This is a genomic window from Curtobacterium sp. PhB137, from assembly GCF_003814955.1.
Taxonomy (GTDB): domain Bacteria; phylum Actinomycetota; class Actinomycetes; order Actinomycetales; family Microbacteriaceae; genus Curtobacterium.
Window position 1 is genome coordinate 422154 of record NZ_RKQO01000006.1, and the last position, 20825, is coordinate 442978.

The 20825-nt window shown below is 71.8% G+C and carries 23 protein-coding genes; 5 read left to right on the forward strand and 18 right to left on the reverse strand.

What is annotated here, in order from left to right; genetic code table 11:
* Positions 1-64 precede the first annotated feature (64 nt).
* The 3 genes from EDF28_RS11615 to EDF28_RS11625 are packed head-to-tail and all read right to left on the reverse strand — an operon-like array spanning position 65 to position 2457.
* Positions 65-610 carry a MarR family winged helix-turn-helix transcriptional regulator gene (locus EDF28_RS11615; protein ID WP_123291838.1) on the reverse strand — a complete coding sequence of 182 codons (546 nt, stop codon included), beginning with the start codon at positions 608-610 and terminating at the stop codon, positions 65-67.
* Between the two features lie 9 nt (positions 611-619).
* Positions 620-1069, reverse strand: a complete 450-nt coding sequence (locus EDF28_RS11620; protein WP_123291837.1) for a hypothetical protein — start codon at positions 1067-1069, stop codon at positions 620-622.
* Positions 1066-2457, reverse strand: a complete 1392-nt coding sequence (locus tag EDF28_RS11625) for a molybdopterin-dependent oxidoreductase (RefSeq protein ID WP_185094223.1) — start codon at positions 2455-2457, stop codon at positions 1066-1068. Before EDF28_RS11625 ends, EDF28_RS11620 begins: the two co-directional genes overlap by 4 nt.
* A 21-nt stretch (positions 2458-2478) precedes the next feature.
* On the opposite strand from EDF28_RS11625, the gene EDF28_RS11630 reads away from it, so the two are divergent.
* The 3 genes from EDF28_RS11630 to EDF28_RS11640 are packed head-to-tail and all read left to right on the forward strand — an operon-like array spanning position 2479 to position 5231.
* Positions 2479-3918, forward strand: coding sequence for a glycosyltransferase family 87 protein (locus EDF28_RS11630; protein ID WP_123938377.1), 1440 nt, complete (start codon positions 2479-2481; stop codon positions 3916-3918).
* 5 nt (positions 3919-3923) lie between these two features.
* Complete coding sequence (gene moaA, locus EDF28_RS11635; protein ID WP_123938378.1) at positions 3924-4988, forward strand: GTP 3',8-cyclase MoaA; 1065 nt, start codon at positions 3924-3926, stop codon at positions 4986-4988.
* A gap of 3 nt (positions 4989-4991) precedes the next feature.
* Entirely contained in the window at positions 4992-5231 is a 240-nt protein-coding gene (locus EDF28_RS11640; protein WP_123938379.1) for a MoaD/ThiS family protein, read from the forward strand.
* A gap of 293 nt (positions 5232-5524) precedes the next feature.
* Here EDF28_RS11640 and EDF28_RS11645 read toward each other — a convergent pair whose 3' ends face one another.
* The 6 genes from EDF28_RS11645 to EDF28_RS11670 are packed head-to-tail and all read right to left on the reverse strand — an operon-like array spanning position 5525 to position 10806.
* Positions 5525-6625, reverse strand: a complete 1101-nt coding sequence (locus EDF28_RS11645) for a calcium:proton antiporter (RefSeq protein WP_123938380.1) — start codon at positions 6623-6625, stop codon at positions 5525-5527.
* A gap of 12 nt (positions 6626-6637) precedes the next feature.
* Positions 6638-7663, reverse strand: a complete 1026-nt coding sequence (locus EDF28_RS11650) for an ATP-binding cassette domain-containing protein (protein ID WP_123938381.1) — start codon at positions 7661-7663, stop codon at positions 6638-6640.
* Positions 7660-8460 carry an ABC transporter permease gene (locus EDF28_RS11655; protein WP_123938382.1) on the reverse strand — a complete coding sequence of 267 codons (801 nt, stop codon included), beginning with the start codon at positions 8458-8460 and terminating at the stop codon, positions 7660-7662. The genes EDF28_RS11650 and EDF28_RS11655 overlap by 4 nt, the downstream gene beginning before the upstream one ends.
* A gap of 3 nt (positions 8461-8463) precedes the next feature.
* Positions 8464-9270 (reverse strand): molybdate ABC transporter substrate-binding protein, encoded by an 807-nt coding sequence (modA, locus tag EDF28_RS11660; RefSeq protein WP_123938383.1) that lies wholly within the window; start codon positions 9268-9270, stop codon positions 8464-8466.
* Positions 9267-9683 carry a molybdopterin-binding protein gene (locus EDF28_RS11665; RefSeq protein WP_123938384.1) on the reverse strand — a complete coding sequence of 139 codons (417 nt, stop codon included), beginning with the start codon at positions 9681-9683 and terminating at the stop codon, positions 9267-9269. The genes modA and EDF28_RS11665 overlap by 4 nt, the downstream gene beginning before the upstream one ends.
* A 52-nt stretch (positions 9684-9735) precedes the next feature.
* Entirely contained in the window at positions 9736-10806 is a 1071-nt protein-coding gene (locus EDF28_RS11670; protein WP_185094224.1) for a HesA/MoeB/ThiF family protein, read from the reverse strand.
* 95 nt (positions 10807-10901) lie between these two features.
* Between EDF28_RS11670 and EDF28_RS11675 the strand changes: the two genes are divergently transcribed.
* On the forward strand, positions 10902-12554 hold the full coding sequence (locus EDF28_RS11675) for a glycosyltransferase family 39 protein (RefSeq protein ID WP_123938386.1): 1653 nt from the start codon (positions 10902-10904) through the stop codon (positions 12552-12554).
* A gap of 66 nt (positions 12555-12620) precedes the next feature.
* Here the strand turns inward: EDF28_RS11675 and EDF28_RS11680 are convergent, their stop codons facing one another.
* The 5 genes from EDF28_RS11680 to EDF28_RS11700 all read right to left on the reverse strand — a co-directional run bounded on the left by EDF28_RS11680 (position 12621) and on the right by EDF28_RS11700 (position 18033).
* Positions 12621-13553 (reverse strand): 4-(cytidine 5'-diphospho)-2-C-methyl-D-erythritol kinase, encoded by a 933-nt coding sequence (locus EDF28_RS11680; RefSeq protein WP_111084697.1) that lies wholly within the window; start codon positions 13551-13553, stop codon positions 12621-12623.
* A gap of 9 nt (positions 13554-13562) precedes the next feature.
* A complete protein-coding gene (locus EDF28_RS11685) occupies positions 13563-14870 on the reverse strand; it encodes an O-acetylhomoserine aminocarboxypropyltransferase/cysteine synthase family protein (RefSeq protein ID WP_123938387.1) in 1308 nt (435 codons plus the stop codon).
* Positions 14870-15922 carry an LLM class flavin-dependent oxidoreductase gene (locus EDF28_RS11690; protein ID WP_123938388.1) on the reverse strand — a complete coding sequence of 351 codons (1053 nt, stop codon included), beginning with the start codon at positions 15920-15922 and terminating at the stop codon, positions 14870-14872. The genes EDF28_RS11685 and EDF28_RS11690 overlap by 1 nt, the downstream gene beginning before the upstream one ends.
* A gap of 108 nt (positions 15923-16030) precedes the next feature.
* The gene (locus tag EDF28_RS11695; RefSeq protein WP_123938389.1) at positions 16031-17020 is read right to left on the reverse strand and encodes a RimK family alpha-L-glutamate ligase; all 990 of its coding nucleotides are present in this window, start codon (positions 17018-17020) and stop codon (positions 16031-16033) included.
* 170 nt (positions 17021-17190) lie between these two features.
* Positions 17191-18033: a helix-turn-helix transcriptional regulator gene (locus EDF28_RS11700; RefSeq protein WP_123938390.1), complete on the reverse strand. Its 843-nt coding sequence runs from the start codon at positions 18031-18033 to the stop codon at positions 17191-17193.
* 102 nt (positions 18034-18135) lie between these two features.
* Between EDF28_RS11700 and EDF28_RS11705 the strand changes: the two genes are divergently transcribed.
* The gene (locus tag EDF28_RS11705; protein WP_123938391.1) at positions 18136-18876 is read left to right on the forward strand and encodes an SDR family oxidoreductase; all 741 of its coding nucleotides are present in this window, start codon (positions 18136-18138) and stop codon (positions 18874-18876) included.
* Positions 18877-18887: 11 nt separating this feature from the next.
* Here the strand turns inward: EDF28_RS11705 and EDF28_RS11710 are convergent, their stop codons facing one another.
* The 4 genes from EDF28_RS11710 to EDF28_RS11725 are packed head-to-tail and all read right to left on the reverse strand — an operon-like array spanning position 18888 to position 20793.
* Positions 18888-19355 carry a hypothetical protein gene (locus EDF28_RS11710; RefSeq protein ID WP_123938392.1) on the reverse strand — a complete coding sequence of 156 codons (468 nt, stop codon included), beginning with the start codon at positions 19353-19355 and terminating at the stop codon, positions 18888-18890.
* Between the two features lie 52 nt (positions 19356-19407).
* Positions 19408-19947 carry a hypothetical protein gene (locus tag EDF28_RS11715; protein WP_123938393.1) on the reverse strand — a complete coding sequence of 180 codons (540 nt, stop codon included), beginning with the start codon at positions 19945-19947 and terminating at the stop codon, positions 19408-19410.
* A gap of 37 nt (positions 19948-19984) precedes the next feature.
* A complete protein-coding gene (locus EDF28_RS11720; RefSeq protein ID WP_123291820.1) occupies positions 19985-20518 on the reverse strand; it encodes a type II toxin-antitoxin system VapC family toxin in 534 nt (177 codons plus the stop codon).
* 2 nt (positions 20519-20520) lie between these two features.
* The gene (locus EDF28_RS11725; protein ID WP_123938394.1) at positions 20521-20793 is read right to left on the reverse strand and encodes a hypothetical protein; all 273 of its coding nucleotides are present in this window, start codon (positions 20791-20793) and stop codon (positions 20521-20523) included.
* Between the last annotated feature and the right edge of the window lie 32 nt (positions 20794-20825).

A 20825-nucleotide genomic window follows, 5' to 3' on the forward strand; every position in this document is an offset into this window, starting at 1 on the left:
GGCCGAGCCTATTGCAACGACCGAGCCCGCAGACGCGGGCGCAGACGCGGGCGCACAGCGCCGTTCAGTCGGTGCTGGCACCGGTCAGCCGGGCCTCGCAGATCGCGGTGTCGTCGTCGTCCCGCGGGTACGTCAGGGCAGCGAACCGCCCCTCGGGGTCGAGCCGTGTGAGCAGTGCGGCCGCGATGCCGTCGAGCTGGACGACCTGCTCGTCGCTCAGGGCGTCGATCACGACGTGGCGTGCGGTGCGGACGTGGTCCGGAGCGGCCTCGACGATCGTGGCGTACCCGGCGTCGGTGAGCCGGACGTCGGTCGCACGGCGGTCCGAGGTCGAGGGGCAGCGCGTCACGAGCCCGCGCTTCTCGAGCCGGGACACCACGTGCGACAGCCGGGGCAGCGAGGCGTTCGTCGCCGAGGCGAGGGCCGACATGCGCAGCGTGCGACCGTCGGTCTCGGAGAGCATCGCGATGACCATGTAGTCGAAGTGCGTCAGGTCCGCGTCACGCTGCAGCTGCTGGTCGAGCGCCGCCGGCAGGAGTTCCATGACGGCCACGAGCTTCATCCACGCGCGCAGCTGCTCGCGGGTGAGCCACGGGGTCTCGTCGGTCATGTCTGCATCCTACCGAATGGTTGTCGCTTTAACCAGTGCCGTCCGCCGCGCACGAACCACTCCGACGACGAGCACCGCCACCACCACGAGCAGCAGCACCCCCTCGACGATCAGCAACCGCGTGCCGTAGTCGAACGGCAGGATCGTGGGGTTCTTCTGCCCGTGCCGCTTCGCCGCGATCTCGGGCAGCACCACGAGGGCGAGCACACTGCCGAGCACGATCACCGTCTGCACCACGACGAGCACCCACGCCCGGAGCGACCGCCCCGCCCGACGCAGGAGCAGTCCGGCGCCGACGACGAACGGCGACAGGATCGCGTCGTGCAGGATCACCGCGCCGAGCAGCCAGGTCGCCAGCCCGCCGATCCGGTTCGGCTTGACCGACGTCACCAGGACGTAGGCACCGAACGCGATCACCAGCACGCCGAGCACGACGAGCACGATCCGCGCGGCCTTCACCGCAGCACCTCGATCTTCTCGATCCACTTGGTCTGCAGCACGCCCGGTCGCCCCGGAGCGATGATCCGCGCCGGGAACCCGTGGTCCAGGTCGAGCGTCGAACCGTTCAGCTCGAGCGCGACCAGGGTGGTCGGGTCCTCGGCGTACTCCGGCCCCATGTCCATGATCCGGTAGCCGCCGTGTCGTTCCAGGCTCGTGACGCGCACGTGCGATCCGGGTTCGGCCTGCACGGCGCCGAGCAGGTCGCGCATCCGCACGCCCTTCCAGCTGCCCATCTGGCTCCACCCCTCGACGCACGAGATCGGCAGGTCGACCTCGGTGGTGCCGAGGGCGACGAGTTCCGCGCGCACGAAGGTCCGGGTCACGTCGGGTCCGACGACGGTCAGCGTCCAGTCCGCGGCGGTCGCGCTGGCGAGCACCCCCGCCGCGCGGGCGGTGCGGTTGACCGGCAGGCCGTTCGCGCCGAGACCGCGCTGGCGCGCGCCGAACACGTTGAACGGTTCAGCGAGCTTCGAGGACTGCCCCGCCGTCAGGGCGACGACGCCGACGACCGCGGCCGTCACGCCGCCGAAGAACCCGCGTCGTGCGATCCGCTGGCGTCGGCCCTGTGCGCGCTCCTCGACCGACCGGGAGGCCCGGGTCGGCTCCGGCGCATCGGCCGCCGGTCCGTCCGGGGCTGCGTCGACCGCCTTGACCGCGTCGACGCCGTCGATCCAGCGGAACACGCGGCCGAGCAGGCCGGGGGCCGTGGACTGGGCCGTTTCGGCACCCGCAGCCGGCGGGGCGGACGCGGGGCGGGCCTCCCGTACCGGGGGAAGCAACTCGCTGCCGGACGCGGGGTCCACGATGAACCGGCCCTGCTCGTCGTAGGAGTCGCGCTTCCGCCAGTAGCGGGCGATCACCGGCAGCTTCGACGCGATGTGGATGATGAGCGACCCGATGATCACGTACGCCATCGCGTTGTGGACCTGGCGGAACGGGAACGGCCACGGGTACCACTGGTACGTGTTGAGCAGGCCGGTCGTGACCTGGATGATCGACGCCGACACGAGCACGGCGATCGACAGCCGCTCGAACAGGTGCAGCACGCCGCGCACCGGCGGGACCTGCACCAGCGCGGGCATGACGGTGTTGAGCTTGGCCAGCAGCAGCGGGATGATCGCGATGCCGGTGGTGATGTGCAGGCCCTGGGTGAACTGGTAGAGCTGCGTCGGCCGGGTCGGGAACCGCATCCAGCCGAGGGGCTCCTGCAGCAGGTGACTGTAGATGCCGGTGCCGAAGCACACCACGAAGGCGATGCCGAGCAGTCGTCCGAGCACCACCGCGGAGCGCGCGTTCCGGTTCGGCGAGGCCAGAGCGGCCCGCGCCTCGAACAGCAGGTGCCGCATGCCCGCTAGCCTCGACGGACCATGAGCGACCGACTGCGTGCCGTCCGACCGTCCTCCGCCGTCGGACCCGGTGCCCGCCTCGCCGTGGTGGGCGCGGTCGTCGGGGTACTGGCCCTCGCGGGCGTCATCGCCTTCGGCGTCACGCATCTGGGGTTCCTCCGATCCGACACTCGTTCGTCATTCGTTGCGTGGACGCTGATCGCTTGGACGGTGTTCGTGATCGCCGTGCTCGCGCTGCGGTTCGTGCCCGCCCGGTGGATGACCGCCGTGGTCATGGTCGGGGCGGTGGTGGTCGGCCTCGCGGCGCTGGCCGGCCCACCGAGCACGAGCACCGACTCGGCGCGGTACGCGTGGGACGGCATCGTCCAGCATGCCGGAGTCTCACCGTACGCGCACACCCCCCAGTCCACGGCACTGTCCGGTCTGCGGCCGGACTGGCTGTTCCCGGACAAGGTGAACGGCACGTGCGACGACCTCAAGCCCCGGTTCCGCGGCCTGGGTGACGGCGCGGACGGCCACTGCACCGCGATCAACCGGCCGGACGTGACGACGATCTACCCGCCGATGGCGCAGCTCTGGTTCGCCGCGGTCCGTGCGTTCGTGCCGGCGACCGCGCAGTACATGCCGTTCCAGGTGGCGGGCCTGCTCCTCTCGCTCGTGGTGACCATCGCCCTCGTCGTGGTGCTGCGGAAGACCGGTCGTCCGACCTGGTGGGCGGCGCTCTGGGCCTGGTCGCCGCTCGTGGCGTCCGAGGCCGTGACGAACTCGCACGTCGACGCCCTCGGCGCGGCGCTCGCGACCGCGGGTGCCGTCCTCGTCGCGTTCGGTCGACCGATCTGGGGCGGGATCGCGCTCGGAGCGGCCACGGCCACCAAACTCATCCCCGCGATCGTGTACCCGCCGTTGCTCGGCCGGTGGCGTTCCTGGTGGGCGATCCCGGTCGGCATCGCCGTGTTCGGACTGCTCTACGTGCCCTACGTGCTGACGACGGGGCTCGACGTGCTCGGGTACCTGCCCGGCTACCTGAGCGAGGAGGGCTACGAGGACGGCTCGCGCTTCGCCCTGGTGTCGCTGGTCTTCCGGGGCGACGCCGCGACCGTCGTGGTCGGGCTCGCCGTGCTGCTCGCCGCCTTCGTGGCCTGGCGGCTGTCCGACCCGTCGCGGCCGTGGTCCGGCGAGGTCCTGATGATCGGCGTCACGTTCCTCGCCGTGACCCCGCGCTACCCCTGGTACGCGCTGCTGCTCATCCCGTTCGTGGTGCTGTCGGGGCGGTGGGAGTGGCTGTCGATCGGGCTCGCCATCGCGCTGCGCGGGGTGTGGCCGTCGACGGACGCCTACCGGTGGTGGCTGCTCGCCGCCGTGGCCGTCATCGTGGTGGTGACGCTCCTGCGCACGAGCCGGTCGGACTGGCGGCGCTGGTGGGAACGGCTGTCGTTCCGGAGCGTCGAACACGTACGCTGAGCCGCATGGCACCCGCGACCCTGCTCGGCACGACCGTGGACCCGGCGTCCGCCGGGCTCGTCGACCGCTTCGGGCGTCGTGCGATCGACCTGCGGGTGTCGCTGACCGAACGGTGCAACCTGCGCTGCACCTACTGCATGCCGGCCGCCGGGCTGCCCTTCGCCCCCGACGACGCCCTGATGACCGCCGCCGAGATCGAGCGGCTGGTGCGGATCGGGGCGTCGCGGTTCGGTGTGCGCAAGGTGCGGTTCACCGGCGGCGAGCCGATGCTCCGGCACGACCTGGTCGACGTGATCGCCCGGTGCGCCGCGCTGCCCGACGCCCCGGAGCTGTCGCTCACCACGAACGCCATCGGTCTCGCCCACCGCGCCCAGGCTCTGTACGACGCCGGGCTGCGGCGCGTGAACGTGTCGCTCGACACCGTCGACCCGGACGTGTTCACCACCGTGACCCGCCGCCCGTTCCTCGACAAGGTCATCGCCGGGCTGTCCGCCGCCCACGACGCCGGCCTCGACATCAAGGTCAACGCGGTGCTGCTGCGCGGGATCAACGACGACGCCGCGCCGGAGCTGCTGCGCTGGTGCCTCGACCGCGGCTACGAGCTGCGGTTCATCGAGCAGATGCCGCTCGACCCCGACCACGCCTGGGACCGCACCGAGATGGTGACCGCTGCCGAGACCCGGGCGCTGCTGGCGTCGTCGTTCGTGCTGACGCCGGACGAGGCCCCGCGTGACGGCGCCCCGGCCGAGCGCTACCGGGTGCACGCACGCGACCACGCCGCTGCGTCGGGCATCGGCGTGCTGCTCGGCACCGTCGGGATCATCGCGAGCATCACCGAGTCCTTCTGCGCCGACTGCACCCGCACCCGGTTGACCGCCGATGGCAACGTCCGGAGCTGCCTGTTCTCCGACGCCGAGACCGACGTGCTCGGCCCGATGCGCGCGGGGGTCTCCGACGACGACCTGGCCGAGCTGTGGCGCCGGGCGATGTGGGCGAAGCCGCGCGACCACGGCGACGACAGCGACGAGCTCGTGCACCCGACGCGCGGCATGAGCGCGATCGGCGGCTGAGACATGACCACGATCCGGTTCTTCGCCGCTGCCCGGGCGGCGGTCGGCGCGGACACGCTGACCACCGCGGCCGACACGCTCGACGAGGCGCTGCGCGAGGCCACCGCCACCGACCCATCGCGCTGGAGTGCGCTGCAGGAGCGGTGCTCGTACCTGGTCGACGGCGTGACCACCCGCGACCGGGCCACCGCGCTGTCCGGGGTCGCGGTCGTCGACGTCATGCCCCCTTTCGCCGGCGGCTGAGCGCCCCTCGCCCGTTCTTTCCCAGAACGCCCGCGATGCCTGGTGTTTCCGGGCATACCGGGTCGAAACTTCCGACCAGGTACGCCCGATCCGACCAGCTACGCCCGATTCGACCAGGTACTCCCGACTCGTCCCCGTGTCTGCGCGCCCTGTGTCCGTTCTTTCCCAGAACGCCCGCGATGCCTGGTGTTTCCGGGCATACCGGGTCAGAACTTCCGACCAGGTACGCCCGAATCGACCAGGTACGCCGCCGGCCGGCCGCGCCCGCCGCCGCGCCGCCGCGCCGCCACCCGCTACGGCGAGACGGACAGCACGATGAACGCGGCGAAGATCACCAGGTGCACCCCGCCCTGCAGTCGCGTCGCCCGACCCGGCAGCACGGTGAGCACCGCGGCGACGATCGTCAGCGCGAGCAGCACGATCTGCGACGACCCGAGGCCGAGCAGCAGCGTGCCCGGCATGAACAGCGACGCCACCGCGATGGAGGGGATCGTCAGACCGATCGACGCCATCGCCGACCCCATCGCCAGGTTCAGGCTCGTCTGGATCCGGTTGCGGGCGGCAGCCTTCGACGCCGCGATGCCCTCGGGCAGCAGGATGAGCAGGGCGATCACGACACCGACGAACGACGGCGGGAACCCGACCGCGGCCACGCCGGCCTCGATCGCGGGCGACTCGACTTTGGCGAGCCCGACGACGGCGACGAGCGCGACGACGAGCAGTGCGAGCGAGATCATCGTCGCGCGTCCGGTCGGCCGGGCGGCGTGGGCGTCCTCGGACTCCGTGAGCACGCCGCCGGAGCGGTTGACCGGCAGGAAGAAGTCGCGGTGGGCCACGGTCTGCGTCACGACGAACAGGCCGTAGAGCACGATCGACGCCACGGCCACGAAGACGAGCTGCGTCCCGGTGAAGGACGCGTCGTCGGTACCGGTGGTGAACGTCGGCAGCACCAGGGTCAGCACCGCGAGCGCGGCCACCGTCATCGTCGCGGCGCTCGCGCCCTCCTGGTTGAAGCGCACGGTGTTGTGCCGGAGCGTCCCGATCAGGATCGCGAGGCCGACCAACCCGTTCATCGTGATCATCACGGCCGAGAACACCGTGTCGCGCGCCAGGGTCTCGGCCTGGGCGCCGCCGGAGCTCGACAGCGAGATGATCAGCGCGACCTCGATGATCGTGACCGCGACGGCGAGCACGAGTGAGCCGAACGGTTCCCCGACCCGGTGCGCGACGACCTCGGCGTGGTGCACCGCCGCGAGCACGGTGGCGGCGAGCACGACCGCGACGATCGCCACGACCACGGTGCCGAGTCCGTAGCGGCCGTACGAGAACGCGAGCACGACGGCCGCCAGGATCGGGATGGCCACGGGCCACGCCTTGGGGAACCAGGAGGTCATCCGTCCATTGTCTCAACCGCGCGGCGCGTACACCGCCAGTTCGGACGCGGGAACGTCCACGTGGACCGCATCGCCGGGTCCGATCCCGAGCGCCGTGACCCGCGCCAGGGTCAGGTCCGCGACCAGGTCGCCAGCGCGCACCCGCACCAGACCGTCCCGCGGCTCGAGCGACGTGACGGTGCGCTCCGGTCCGGCGCCGTCCCGCGTGAACACGGCGGCCGTCGGGTGGAAGGCGCCCAGGGCGGGCCGTCCGGGAGGCACGGCGTGCGTCCCGGACGCCAACTCGCCCCCGCCGTCGGTCGCGATCCCACCCGCGGTGGCGGTCCCGCGCACCAGCGCGAGTCCGGAGAACGCCGCCGCGAAGGCACTCGTGGGCCGTCCGAGCACGGCCGCTGGGGTGCCGTCCTCGACGACCCGGCCGTGCTCGACGACGACCACCCGGTCGGCCAGGGCGACGACCTCGACCGGGTCGTGGGTCACCAGGACGCTCGGGCGCCCGGCGATCGCGGTGCGGAGGGCTGCACGGACCTCGTCGCGCGCGGCGACGTCGAGCGCCGACGTCGGTTCGTCGAGCAGCAGGACCGCCGGGTCGGTGGCGAGCGCCCGGGCGATCGCGGCGCGTTGGGCCTGCCCGCCGGACAGCGTGTCCGGGCTCCGTCCTGCCAGGTCGTCGACGCCGACGGCCGCCAGGGCACGGAGCGCGCGGGCACGGGCCGCGGCGCGTCGGACGCCGGCTGCCCGCGGGCCGAACGCCACGTTGCCGATGACGTCGAGGAACGGGAACAGGTCGGGCCGCTGGGCGACGAGTCCGATGCGGCGGCGGTGGGCGGGGACGGTCCGCCGCTGGTCCGACACCACGGTGCCGCCGAAGGCCACCTGTCCGGCGTCGATCGGCAGCAGGCCGGCGAGGGCCTCGACCACGGTGGACTTGCCCGCGCCGTTCGGCCCGATGACCGCCACGCACTCCCCCGTCGCGACCTCGATGGCGACGTCGACCCCGCGTCGCTCGACGACGATGCGTGCGGTGACCCCGCTCACGCTGCCACGCCCCGGGTCCGGAGCGACGAGGCGCCGATGACCACGACGGCGACCACGACGAGCACGACCGCCAGTGCGACAGCGGTGTCCGGGTCGACCTCGCGCTGCAGGTAGATCTCCAGCGGCAGGGTCCGGGTGACCCCCTGCAGGCTGCCCGCGAACGTCAGGGTCGCACCGAACTCGCCGAGTGCTCGCGCGAAGCAGAGCACCAGTCCGGAGACGATGCCGGGCAGGACCCTCGGGGTCGTGACGGTGAGGAACGTGCGGGTGGGACCGGCGCCGAGGGTGGCGGCGACCCGCTCGTACCGGTCCCCCTCGACGCGGAGCGCACCCTCGATCGAGGACACCAGGAACGGCATGGCGACGAACGTCTGCGCGATGACGACCGCCGTGGTGGTGAACGCGATGTGCAGCCCGTGGTCGTCGAGGAACGACCCGACCACCCCGAGGCGACCGAACGCCGCCAGCAGCGCGAGCCCGCCGACGACGGGCGGCAGCACGAGCGGCAGCAGCACGACGGCGCGGGCGACGCCCACCCACCGTGACCGGGACCGGGCGAACAGCACGGCGAGCGGGTACCCGAGCACGAACGCGACGGCCGTGGCGGTCAGCGCGGTGCCGAGGCTGAGCCCGAGGGCCGTGAGCGACGCCGTCGAGGTGACGAGGGCGACGAACGACGACCAGTCGACCCGACCGAGCATCGCGAGCACGGGGACGACGACGAACAGGCCGCCCAGCACCGCGGGCAGCGGGAGCCACCAGGCGACCGGCGGCCGTCCGTCAGCCCGCGAGGCCACGGGTCACGGCTTCCCGAACCCGGCGGCGGTGAGCACCTTCTGGCCGGTGGCGGACCGGACGTAGTCGGAGAAGGCCTGCGCGAGCTCCGGGTCCTCGGACGCCTTGAGCACGCCGATCGGGTACGTGTTGACGGCCTTGCTCGACTCGTCGAACCGGACACCGTCGACCTTGCCGTCGGCACCCTGCACGTCGGTCACGTAGACCAGCCCGGCGTCGGCCTGACCGGACTCGACCTTGCCGAGCACGTCGGTGACGGACTGCTCCTCGCTGACGGGCTGCAGGTCGACGCCCGAGGCGGACTCGACCTTCGCCGTCGCGGCACCGCACGGCACCGGGGCGGCGCACGTGACGAGCTGGACGTCGGAGCCGGTCAGGTCGTCGAGGCTCGTGATGCCCTTCGGGTTGCCCGGCGCGACGGCGATCTCGAGGACGTTCGTCGCGAAGTCCTCCGGTGACCCGCTCGCCAGGTCGGTCGCGGACAACTTCGCCATGTTCGCCTCGTCGGCGGAGGCGAACACGTCGGCGGGTGCACCGTTCTGGATCTGGGTGACCAGGTCGCTCGAGCCCGCGAACGAGAACTCGATCGAGGTGCCCGGGTGGGCGGTCTCGAACTGCTTGCCGAGCGTGGTGAAGGTCTTCTGGAGCGACGCGGCGGCGAACACCGTGATCGAGCCCGACACGCTGGCGTCCACGCTCGACGACGACGGCGACGACGACCCCGCCGGAGCGTCGGCGGTGGAACACGACGCCAGGCCGAGGGCCGCGACGACGGCGAGGGGCACGAGCAGCGAGCGTAAACGACGGGTCATCGGGGGTCCTCCTGGTGGGTGGGCGCCTCGACGGTGACCATCGTGGCCTTGACGGACGCCACGGCGACGGACCCGACCTCGAGCCCGAGGTCGCGCACCGCCTCGGCGCTCATGAGCGAGACGACGCGGTGCGGGCCGCACTGCAGTTCGACCTGCGCCATCACGGTGTCGACGACCAGGTCGGTGACGATGCCGACGAAGCGGTTCCGTGCCGAACTCTTCACACCGGTGTCCGGTGCGGCCAGCTCGGTGCTCCGCGTCCGGGCGTACTCGGCGACCTGCCGACCGTCGACGACTGCGCGCCCGGCGTCGTCGGTGGCCCGGTCGAAGGTGCCCCCGTCGACGAGTCGGCGCACGGTGTCGTCACTCACCCCGAGGAAGGCAGCAGCGTCGCGGATCCGCAGTTGCGTCATGATGCGACGATCCTAGCCGCGGAAGCGGCGCTCTGGACCCGACCGTGTCGGATCAGGACGTGTGCCCGATCGCCACGGGCAACCCTTCGCGGCGCCAGGCCTCGAACCCGCCGTCGAGGACCGCCACGTGCCTCCAGGCCGGTTGTGCGGCAGCCCACGCGTCCGCACGCGGGCCACGGGCGCAGTAGACGACCACGTCCGCCGCCTCGGCGTCGCCAGCGACCGCGTCGTCCGTGACGGCTCCGGCGACCACACCGTCCGCCCGTTCGGCGTCGGTGCGCACGTCGACGACGACCACCGGGTCCGCGGGGTCGGCCAGGCGCGCGGCGAGCGCCGACGGAGCGATGCGGTCGGTCCGAGCGGGAGCGACCACGACGGGTCGGCGTGATGCCGGCCCGCGCCGGACGGGGCTCTCGCTCCACCGCCAGCGGCGCGCGTCGACGGTCAGGACGCGTCCGAGCAGCGGTTCGCCGGTGCCGGTGACCAGGGCCAGCACCTGTCCGGCCATCACCGCTCCGACGGCGCCGCACAGTGCCGGCACGACGCCGTCCAGGGCGCAGGAGCCCTCGTCGGGCAGGGCCTCGGGGTGCAGGTCGTGGAAGTCGACGCCGTCCGGTTCGGCGTCGCGGAACACGCTGACCTGGCCGTCGTGACCGAGCACCGTGCCCCAGACGAACGGCACGCCGGCGTCGGCACAGGCGTCCGAGACCGCCCGGGTGACCAGGACGGAGTCCGCCGCGTCGACGACCACGTCGTGCCCGGCGACGAGCTCCGGGGTGAAGGAGCCGACCACGGCGACGGCGTCGAGTTCCGGGTCGACGGCGCGGGCGCGGGCGACGGCGACCGCGGCCTTCGACGATCCGACGTCGGCCGCGGTGAAGAGCGTCTGACGTGCGAGGTTCGACGCGTCGACCACGTCGGGGTCGACGACCGTGAGCCGTCCGACCCCCGCGAGGTACGCGACGACGGGAGCCCCGAGCCCGCCGGCGCCGACCACCAGGACGCGTGAAGCGGCCAGCCGGCGGAGCCCGACGGCGCCGACGTCGGACAGGGCAGCGGTCCGCGAGCCGAGCCGTGTCCGCCACGGGGAGAGCGCTGCGACGGGGGCGACGAGGGGGTCCATCCCGTCATTCTGGCCGGTCGCACCGAATCCCTGCATGTGAATGCTCAGCGGGTGGACGCGGCGGATGCTCAGTGCCGCTCGGTACGGTCGCGGGCGTGAGTTCTCCCCGCACCGGCACCGTCACGGTCCGACGCACGACGTCGGACGCGTCGACGCGCGCACGGCTCCGGACACTCGCCCTGTCGACCGTGCGGACCCTGGTGCGTGCGCCGGAGATCACCGTCGGTGTGGTCGGTGTGGTCGTCGCCGCCGCCTTCACCTGGGTGCCGTCGGTCTGGTACGACGAAGCCGCCACCCTGACCAGTGCGCAGCGCAGCTGGCCGGCGCTCTGGGCGGAGCTGCAGAACGTCGACGCCGTGCACGGTCTGTACTACGCGCTCATGCACGTCTGGCTCGCGCTGGTCGGCTACTCCCCGTTCACGCTCCGCTTCCCGAGTGCCCTGGCGATCGGGATCGCCGCCGCCCTCGTGGTGGCGCTCGGCCGGCGGCTCGGCGGTGTCCGGCTCGGGGTCGTCTCCGGTCTGGTCTTCCTGCTGCTGCCCCGCGTCGCCTGGGCCGGCACCGAGGGCCGCCCGTACGCGACCGTCACCACCTTCGCCGCGCTGCTCACGCTCGTCGGCCTGACCGCGGTCCGTCGCACGCGGGTGCGGCACCACGCGACGCGGTGGTGGGTCGTCTACGGCGTGCTGGCGGCCGTGGCCGTGCTGTTCAACGTCTACCTGTCCCTCGCCGTCGTGGCGCACGGCGTCGTGCTCGCGTGGACCGGCGTCGCCGACCGGGCAGCCCGACGGCAGGCCACGGTGACGGATCGCAGCGGCACGGTGCCCGCGGCGATGGTGGACCGCGCCGTCGTCGTCCGCTGGGCCGTCGCCGCCTCCGCCGCAGCCGTGGTCGTCCTGCCGTTCATCGGACTCGCCGCCGGTCAGGCCAAGCAGGTCGGGTGGATCACCGGCATCGGGTGGGCCAGCCTGCGCCAGGTGTTCGCGACCGCGTGGTTCGGGGTCGTCTACCCGTACGCCGCCCTCGGGTGGCTGCTCATGATCGTCGCCGTCGTGCTGGCGGTGCGCGCGGCCCGACGCCCGTCGCCGGCCGCCCGCGACGTGCTCCGCATGCAGGCCGTCCGGGTCGCCGTGCCCCTGACGATCGTGCCCACCGCGCTGCTGGTCGCCGCGACCGCCGCCGGCGAGCACCTGTACTCCCCCAAGTACGCGAGCATCAGTCTGCCGTTCGTGGCGCTCCTGATCGGACTCGCGATCACGGCCCTCCGTCCGCGGCGCTGGATCGCCGGCGCGGTCGTCGCGATGCTCCTGGTGTCCGTGCCGACGTCGACGATCGTGCGGCTGCCGCACGCCAAGCAGTCCTCGCACTGGGCGAACGCGGCGGCGATCATCGAACGCGAGCGGAACGTGACCACCGACGCCGACGAAGGGGTGATCTACGGCAGCGTGTGGGAGCACCCGACCGCGACGGCGCAGGTCATCGCCGACGCCTACCCCGAGGCCTTCAGCGGCATGCGGGACCTGGCGGTGGCGAGCACGGGTGCGCAGCGCGGTCAGCTGTGGAACGTGAACGGCGACATCGCCACGACCGTGCCGGCACGCCTGGCCGACATCGACACCGTCTGGTTCGTCGGCGCCAAGTCGCGGAACATCCGCCCCGAGGTCTCCGAGACGCTCAAGGACCAGGGCTTCCACGTGGTGCGGTACTGGCACACCGACACGGTCATCCTGTGGAAGTACAGCCGCTGAGCTGACGGCCGGTCAGCGTTCGTCGTACGGTCAGCGTCTGTCGTACGGTCAGGGTCTGTCGTACGGTCAGTGCACGAGGCGGGCGCCGTGCACCGGACCGGTGGCACGGAGCGCGACCAGGCCGGCAGCGCTGAGCTCGACCTGCAGTTCGAGCGCGGCGTCACGGTCACCGACCAGGAACGCCACCGTCGGACCGCTGCCCGACACCAGACCCGCGAGCGCTCCGGCCTTCTCGCCGAGTTCGAGGGTCGACGCGAGTCCGGGCTGCAGCCGCATGGCCGGGGCCTGCAGGTCGTTGTGGACGCAGTCGGCGAGCAGGTCGGGGTCGCCGGCACGCAGCGCCTGCAGCACGTTCGACTCCACCACGGGGTGGGACGGCGCCGGTGCGATGTCGGCGCGGTAGCGCTCCCGGTGCTCGTCGAGCGCACGGTAGACCGCCGGGGTCGACAGCCCGTCGTCACTCAGCGCGAGGACCCAGTGGAACTCGCCCTTCGCCAGTGCGGGGCTGAGTTCGTCGCCGCGGCCGGTGCCCACGGCCGTACCACCGGCGAAGGCGAACGGCACGTCCGCGCCGAGCTGCGCGGCGAGACGGAGCAGTTCCTCACGCCCGAGGGCGGTGCCCCAGAGCGTGTCCACGGCGAGCAGCGTGGCCGCGGCGTCCGCCGAGCCACCACCCATGCCGCCGGCCACCGGCACCTGCTTGTCGATCGTCAGCCGGACTCCGCCCCGATGCCCAGCGGCGTCGGCCACCAGCCGGGCCGCACGGATCGCCAGGTTCGACTCGTCAACCGGCACGTTCGACGTGTCGATCGGACCGGTGAAGGTCACCGAGAAGTCGTCGGCGTGCTCGGCCGTGACGTCCTCGTACAGCGACACGGCCTGGTACGCGGTCGCCACGTCGTGGTAGCCGTCGTCCTGCAGCGCACCGACGGACAGGAACACGTTGATCTTGCCGGGGGCGCGCGTCCGCACGCGGGTCGGGGCGGCCAACGTGGTCATGCCCCCAACCTATCCCGCTGCGGCTGCCGCGAAGCCCCGCGCCAGGTCGGCGAGGACGTCGTCGATGTGCTCGAGGCCGATCGACAGCCGGATGAGCCCGTCGCCGACACCGGCCGCAGCCCGTTCCGACGACGTCATCTGCACGTGGGTCGTCGACGCCGGGTGCACGACGAGCGACCGGACGTCACCGATGTTCGACACGTGATCGAACAGCTCGAGGGCGGCCACGAACCGCCGTCCGGCCTCGACCCCGCCGTCCAGGTCGAACGCCAGGACCGCCGACGGCCCCTTCGGCACGTACCGCTGCTGCAGGTGGTGCCACGGCGACGACGGCAGCCCCGCGTAGTGCACGCCGAGCACCTGGTCGTGCGCGTCCAGCCACGACGCGACGGCGGCCGCGTTCGACACGTGCCGCTCCATCCGCAGGGAGAGCGTCTGGATGCCCTGCAGCACCAGGAAGGCGTTGAAGGGGGCGATCGCCGGACCGAGGTCGGCGGAGAGCTTCGACCGGGTGCGCTGGATGAACGCGCGCCGCCCGAACTTCGACGCGAAGTCCGTGTTCGCGAACCCGGACTGTTCGGTGGTCGCGAGCTGCGGGAACTTTTCGGCGTGGGCCGCCCAGTCGAAGTTGCCGCTGTCCACGATGAGTCCGGCGATGGCGCTGCCGTGACCGGCCAGGTACTTCGTCGCCGAGTGCACGACGATGTCCGCACCGTGCTCGATCGGACGGACCAGGTAGGGCGTCGCGATGGTGTTGTCGACGATGAGCGGGACGCCGGCGTCGTGCGCGACCCCGGCCACCCCGGCGAAGTCCAGGACGTCACCGCGCGGGTTCGGGATCGACTCGCCGAAGAACGCCTTCGTCTCCGTACGCACCGCGGCAGCCCACTCGTCCAGGTCCGTGGGGTCCTGCACGAAGGTGAACGCGATGCCGAGGTCGTGCAGCGTCGACGCGAACAGCGTGTACGTCGCGCCGTACAGCGAGGCACTCGACACGACGTGGTCACCGGCCCGGGCGACGCCGAGGACGGCCAACGAGGTGGCCGCCTGGCCGGACGCCAGCGCGAGCGCGCCGACGCCGCCCTCGAGGTCCGCGATGCGCCGCTCGAGCGCCGCCGCCGACGGGTTGTTCACGCGCGAGTACGTGTGCCCCGGGGCGTTGAGCATGAAGCGGTCCGCCGCGTCCTCACCGGACGGGTAGACGAAGGCCGCGGTCTGGGCGATCGGCGGGACGTTGCCACCGAACCCCGGGTCGGCCTTGAAGCCCGCGCGGATCTGCCGGGTCTCGAACGCCCACTCCTCCTCGGTCGTGCCCATCAGACGACCGCCTCGGACGCCGCGACCACCGACGGGCGGACGAGCGGGATGACCTGTTCGCCGAAGCGGTCCATCTCCTCGAGCTGCGGCGAGAACTGCAGCAGCAGCGTGTCCACCCCGGCGTCCTCGAACTCCTTGATCCGGGCAGCGACCTGCGCCGGCGTGCCGACGAACCCGGGGCGCAGGCCGCGGTTCGACACCGAGTAGTCCTCGAGCGAGGGGATGTGCTCGAGCTGCGACTTCGAGATGAAGTCCTGGTACGACTCGTACGCGTTCCCGTGCTGCACGTCGGTGATCCGCGCGAGTTCGGCCTGTGCCTCTTCCTCGGTCTCGCGGACGATGACGTACGCGGCCATGCCGAACGCCTCGAACGGCGGCAGTCCGGCGTCGATGCGGCGCTGCTTCATCTCGGCGATCTTCGTGCGGAGTTCCTCGACCGTGCCGCCGTGGGTGACGTAGGCGTCGGCGTACCCCGTGATCGCGGCCTTGCCCGCCTCGCTCTCGCCGCCGGCGTAGATGCGCGGGGTCACGCGGGGCTTCGGCTCGAGGTGCGCGTTCTCGATGTCGTAGTACTCGCCCGAGAACGAGTACGGCGTCTCCCGCCACATCCCCTTCATCACCTCGACGAACTCCGCCGTCCGCTTGTAGCGGTCGTCGTGCTCCGAGAAGATGCCGCCGTACTGCTTGGCCTCCTCCGCCCACCACGCGCTCACCACGTTGAACGTGAAGCGGCCGCACGAGATGTCGTCGATCGTCGCCGCCTGCTTCGCCGTCACCGCGGGCAGGTGGTAGCCGGGGCGCATGGCCGCCATGATCTCGAGGCGCTCGGTCGTCGCCGCGATGGCCGCCGCGAGCGACCAGGCCTCGAGCGACGGCGCGGCCGTGCCCTTGATGTCGTTGAGGTTGAGCTCCGGCACGAGCGTCAGGTCGAAGCCGATCCGCTCGGCGCGCTGCGCCAGCCGCTTCACGTAGTCGAAGGTGACCGGCATGTTCTCGTTGTCGACGTTGCGCAGCCAGCCGCCGAAGAGCGGGGTCCAGTATCCGAATCGCACGGGGTGAGTTCCTTGGGGAGGTGGGGAGTGCCCGGGAAGGGGCGCGGAACGGACGGGAGGCCCGTGGCGGGCCCGCCACGGGCCTCCTGTCCGGTGGTTCTTGCGTGCTCAGGCCGTGAGTTGCGCCGCGTACTGCGTTTCCAGCAGGCCACCGAGGTAGCGCGCGATGGAACGCGGGCCGGAGGCCGGCGCGGACTCCTCGACGGCGGGGTTGTAGTTCGTGTTCGTGTTGATGTCGTAGACGACCGTGCGGCCGTCCGTGGTCTCCATGAACTCGACGCCCGCGATCGTGACGCGCTGGTCGGCGAGGAACGTGCGGAGCTGCTGGACGAGCGGGTGCTCGGCCGTGACCTCGGTCCGGACGCTGAACGCGCTCGGCTGTTCGGCTCCCGGCACGTCGCAGACGGCCCCGGCGATGACCTGGGGGACCTCGCACGCGTCCGCCGGGCACAGCTCGAAGCTGCCGGCGCTCGTGTCGACGCGGACGGCGTACACGAACTCGCCGCCGACGAACTCGACGCGGGTGATGAAGGGCTCGCGGGCCGTCAGGAACTCCTGCAGCAGGGTGATGCCGTCGACCGGCGCCTCGAACTCCGGCGAGTCGACGTAGGCGTCGAACTCGGCGAGCGAGTCGAACCGGCGGACGCCCAGGCCCTTGCCGCCCTGGTTGTGCTTCGTGATGAACGGGACGTCCTGGCCGTTCGCGAAGGTACGCGCGGCCTGCTTGAGCGTCGTCGTGCCGAACACGGCGGTGGTGCGGGGCACGTCGAACCCGGCGTGCTGCAGCAGCCCGTGCTGGGCCACCTTGGACACCTCGAGCTCGAGCACGTGGCTGCCGCCGACGACCTGGCGACCCGCTCGTTCGAGCCAGCCGAGGACCGCGCGAGTGTACTCCTTGCTGTGCTCGTGGCCGCGGGTGTGGCTCGACGCCGACATGCGGGACCAGTACACACCGGGCTCCGGCTCGACACCGAGGTCGATCTGTCCCTCGGTCAGCAGGATCTCCTGCACCGGGACGCCCTCGGCCTCGAAGGCTGCGGCGAGCGGCGGGAACCACTCGGGGTTCTCGTGGATGACGTACACGCGGGGACTGCTCACCCGCCCACCCTAGGCACGGTATACCGCACGCGGCCAAGTGTGTGACGCGCGGTTGCTCCGTGTGGTGCGCCCGGGTGCGTCTTCGTGGTGCGAGGTTGGTCACTCGGTGCCGGCCTGTAGGGCGGCACCGAGTGGTCAACCTCGCACGAGCCGCGCGGGCCCGCGCCGCGTCAGCCGGCGAAGGCCTGCTGGCCGACGACGCCGAGGAGCTCGAGCTTCTGCGCGTCCTCGGACCCTGGGGGTGCGGTGAAGAGCAGCAGCGCCTGGGCTTGGTCGTCGGTGTGCAGGACCTGGCAGTCGACGGTGATCCGGCCGAGCTGCGGCTGCACGATCGTCTTGTTATCGGACCAGCGACTCGTCACCTCGTGCAGTGCCCAGAGCTCGCGGAACTCGGGGCTGCGGGTCTCGAGCTCGGCGATCAGCTCGGTGGCCCGACGGTCCCCCGGTCCGGCCAGCCCCGCCGCCGCCCGCAGCGACGCCACCACGACCCGGGCCAGTCGCTCGTGTTGCTCCGGCGCGTACTTCGCGAGCTCGTCGCCGGTCACGAACCACCGCCACGCCTGGTAGCGCTCGTTGCCGGGCAGGCTGACGGACGACCCGAGCAGCGCCGCCGCGAGCCGGTTCTCGACCAGCGTCTCGCCCAGGTGGCTGACCACGATCGCGGGGGTGTCCTCGAGCCGGTCGAGCACCCGCAGGATCGCGGGGTCGACGTGGTCGGCCCGGTGCAACCGGGTCGGGGCGTTCTGTCCGGCCAGGTGGAACAGGTGGTCGCGTTCGTCGAGGCTGCAGCGGAGCGCCCGGGCGATCGCGGCGATCATCTGCTCCGACGGCTGCGGTCCGCGCTGCTGTTCGAGGCGTGTGTAGTAGTCGACTGACATGCCCGCGAGCGCAGCGACTTCTTCGCGCCGGAGACCAGGCGTCCGGCGTCGTGGTCCCTGACCGAGGCCGACGTCCTCGGGGCGCAGCAGTTCGCGGCGACGGCGGAGGAAGTCGGCGAGTGCAGCGCGGTCCATGGTCCCGATTGTCGTCGGGTTCCCGCCGCCGTGCCAGGGATCGCCGATCCCCCGATGACCGAGGTCTGGATGGGTTGCCGACGACAGCGCATGGTGGTGGACATGGACATCACGAACTCCACCGTCTTCATCCCCGGCGCGACCTCCGGCATCGGTCTCGCCCTGGCCCAGCGCCTGCAGGCCGCCGGCAGCACCGTCGTCATCGGCGGGCGCCGCCAGTCGCTCCTCGACTCGCTCGCCGCCGAGCACGGCTTCGGCACCGTGCAGATCGACGTGAGCGACGCCGCATCCATCGAGAAGGCCGCCGCCTCCGTCCTCGAGGCGTACCCGTCGCTCGACGCCCTCGTCACCATGTCGGGGATCATGCGCAACGAGGACCTGCGCTCCCCCGACCACATCCACGACGCGCTCGAGATCATCCAGACCAACCTGGTCGGCACGATCCGCCTCATCGACGCGTTCCTGCCGCACCTGCTGGCGCAGCCCGCCTCGACCATCGTCACGGTCTCGTCCGGCCTCGCGTTCGTCCCGCTCACCGCGACGCCGACGTACAACGCCACGAAGGCCGGCGTCCACTCGTACACGCAGTCGCTCCGTCAGCAGCTGCTCGGCACCCCGGTGTCGGTGCTCGAACTCGCTCCCCCGGCAGTGTCGACCGATCTGATGGGCGGAGCGGACTTCGGTGGCATGCCGCTCGACGCCTTCGCCGACGAGGTCATCGGGCTGCTGTCCGCCGGCGATTCGCCCGAGATCCTGGTGCAGAACGTGCTGCCGCTCCGGTTCGCCGAGCGCGACGGCACGCACCAGCAGATCTTCGAGGCGATGGCGTCGCGCGCGCACTGACGCGCGGCACGTCAGTCGGCTGCGCCCTCGGCTTGCTCGTTGCGAGCGATACGCCGGTCGAGGGCGCGGTTCAGCATGGGGAGTCCCGTCGCGATCACCGCTCCGCCGAGCGCCCAGCCGACCGGCACCTGTTGCCAGCGGGTGCCCGCGTAGATCCCGGTGAACACCATCACCGTCAGTGCTGCGCTCAGCAGACGATGTGCTCGGTCACGGTGCATGCGCGGCACGGACCCGACCGCTGTCGTGCCGGGCTCGTCGGTGTTCGGTTCGTCGGTGTTCGGCTCGTCGGTGTCCGGTCCGTCGTCCAAGTACGCGAACGCGACCCCCCACACGACGATGCTCAGACCGAGCACCACCGCGGCCCACGCCCCGTCGCTGGACGGATCGCGGACGATGACCGACACTGCGAAGCAGTCGATGGCGAGCCCGCCGAGCACGGCGACGATCGCGAGCCACTGGGAAAGGGTGATGCGACGCACCCGCCGATCGTAGGGCCGTGACGACCGTGCGCGCGCTCCCCCGTTCGCGGCGTCAGAGGCCGGCGAGCAGTTGCTGCAGTTCGGCCTTGGCGTCGGGCATCCGCTCGGGGCCGGTGAGCCGCTCCCGCTGCACCGAGATGCGGACGGTGTCGGGCTTGGGACCGTCCTCGGTGTTCAGCAGCACGGATTCGCGGTCGGGGAAGGTCCACCGGGCCGACGGGCGCTTGCCGCCGCGGCGCTCGGAGGTCGGCGTGGACCCGAGTGCGGCCGTGAACACCGGGACGATCCGATCGAGCACCGCCTCGCGCTCACCGGGGACCTGCCGTGAGGCCGACACCGCGAAGGTGCCGTCCGAGCGCTGCCCGGGGACGCGGAGCCCACGAGCCTGTTCGTACCCGATGGTGATGCCCTGCGCCCACCATGGCTCGACACCTTGGCCCACGATCCACGACGCGATCGCAGCGTGCCCGATGGTGGCTCCGCCCGCCGTGTCGATCAGCGCGTGCCACTCGTCCGGTGACTTGCCCGTCGCCGCGAGGACACGGTCCGGCGCCATCCCCTGCGCGTGCGAGCGAACCGTTCCGTCGGTCATGCCGCCATCGTAGGCCGGAGGACACCGCCCTCGCGGATCAGCGCTGGGAACCTGCCCGCAGGCGACGCGCCAGCTGAGCACCCTCGGCGTCGATGATCAGCGGGAGGCGCTCCTTGTCGACGACCCCGAACGCGGGATCGACCGTCACGAAGCCGTCGACTTCCCAATGGAAAGCCGTGGCGACGTGCACAGCACCCGAGGCAGTCAGGCCGAACTCCTCGATCAGCCCCGGGACTCCGTCGCTGACGTCATCGATCCCGACCCAGTGCAGTTGCGTCGACCGCAGCAGGTCTCGCCATGCAGCCACATGGCGACGTGCGGCCTGCAGTCCCCTGTGGTGGGCCGATTCGAACAGTTCGAACTCGGTGAACGCGCTGTACAGGATCCGCGTGTCGGCCAGGTCGAGGTGGTCCCAGAACGCTGACGCCCCGCCATGCTGCGGCTCCGCACGGTGCAGCACGCATTCGATGAAACTCGTCTCAACGAGGACAGCATCCGGCCTGCTGGTGCATCCGTCGAACTCCAGTACCCGATGCTCGTCGAACTCATCGGATCCGAGCCGCTCGAACACGGTCAGCCCACCTGGCGGATGCGCGCGATGGGTTCAGCCCGGCAGTCCGGATCGATCGACTCGATCGCTCGTCGTCGGCGCTCGCGGCGCTCTTCGAACGTGCCTTCAGGTCGCGGCGTCCGAGCGAACAGCGCTTGCCGTTCGGCTTCGGTGAAGATCCTCGGCCCACGCTGCCGACCGGGGTCCGCACTGAGCAATGCGCGACGACGTCCCGCTGTGAGCTGTTCCTCGGTCAGGCCGCGGCGGTTCGGTCGGCGTGGTTCGGTCGGCTGCATGGTGTCTCCTTGGTCGATGTGATCAACCGTAG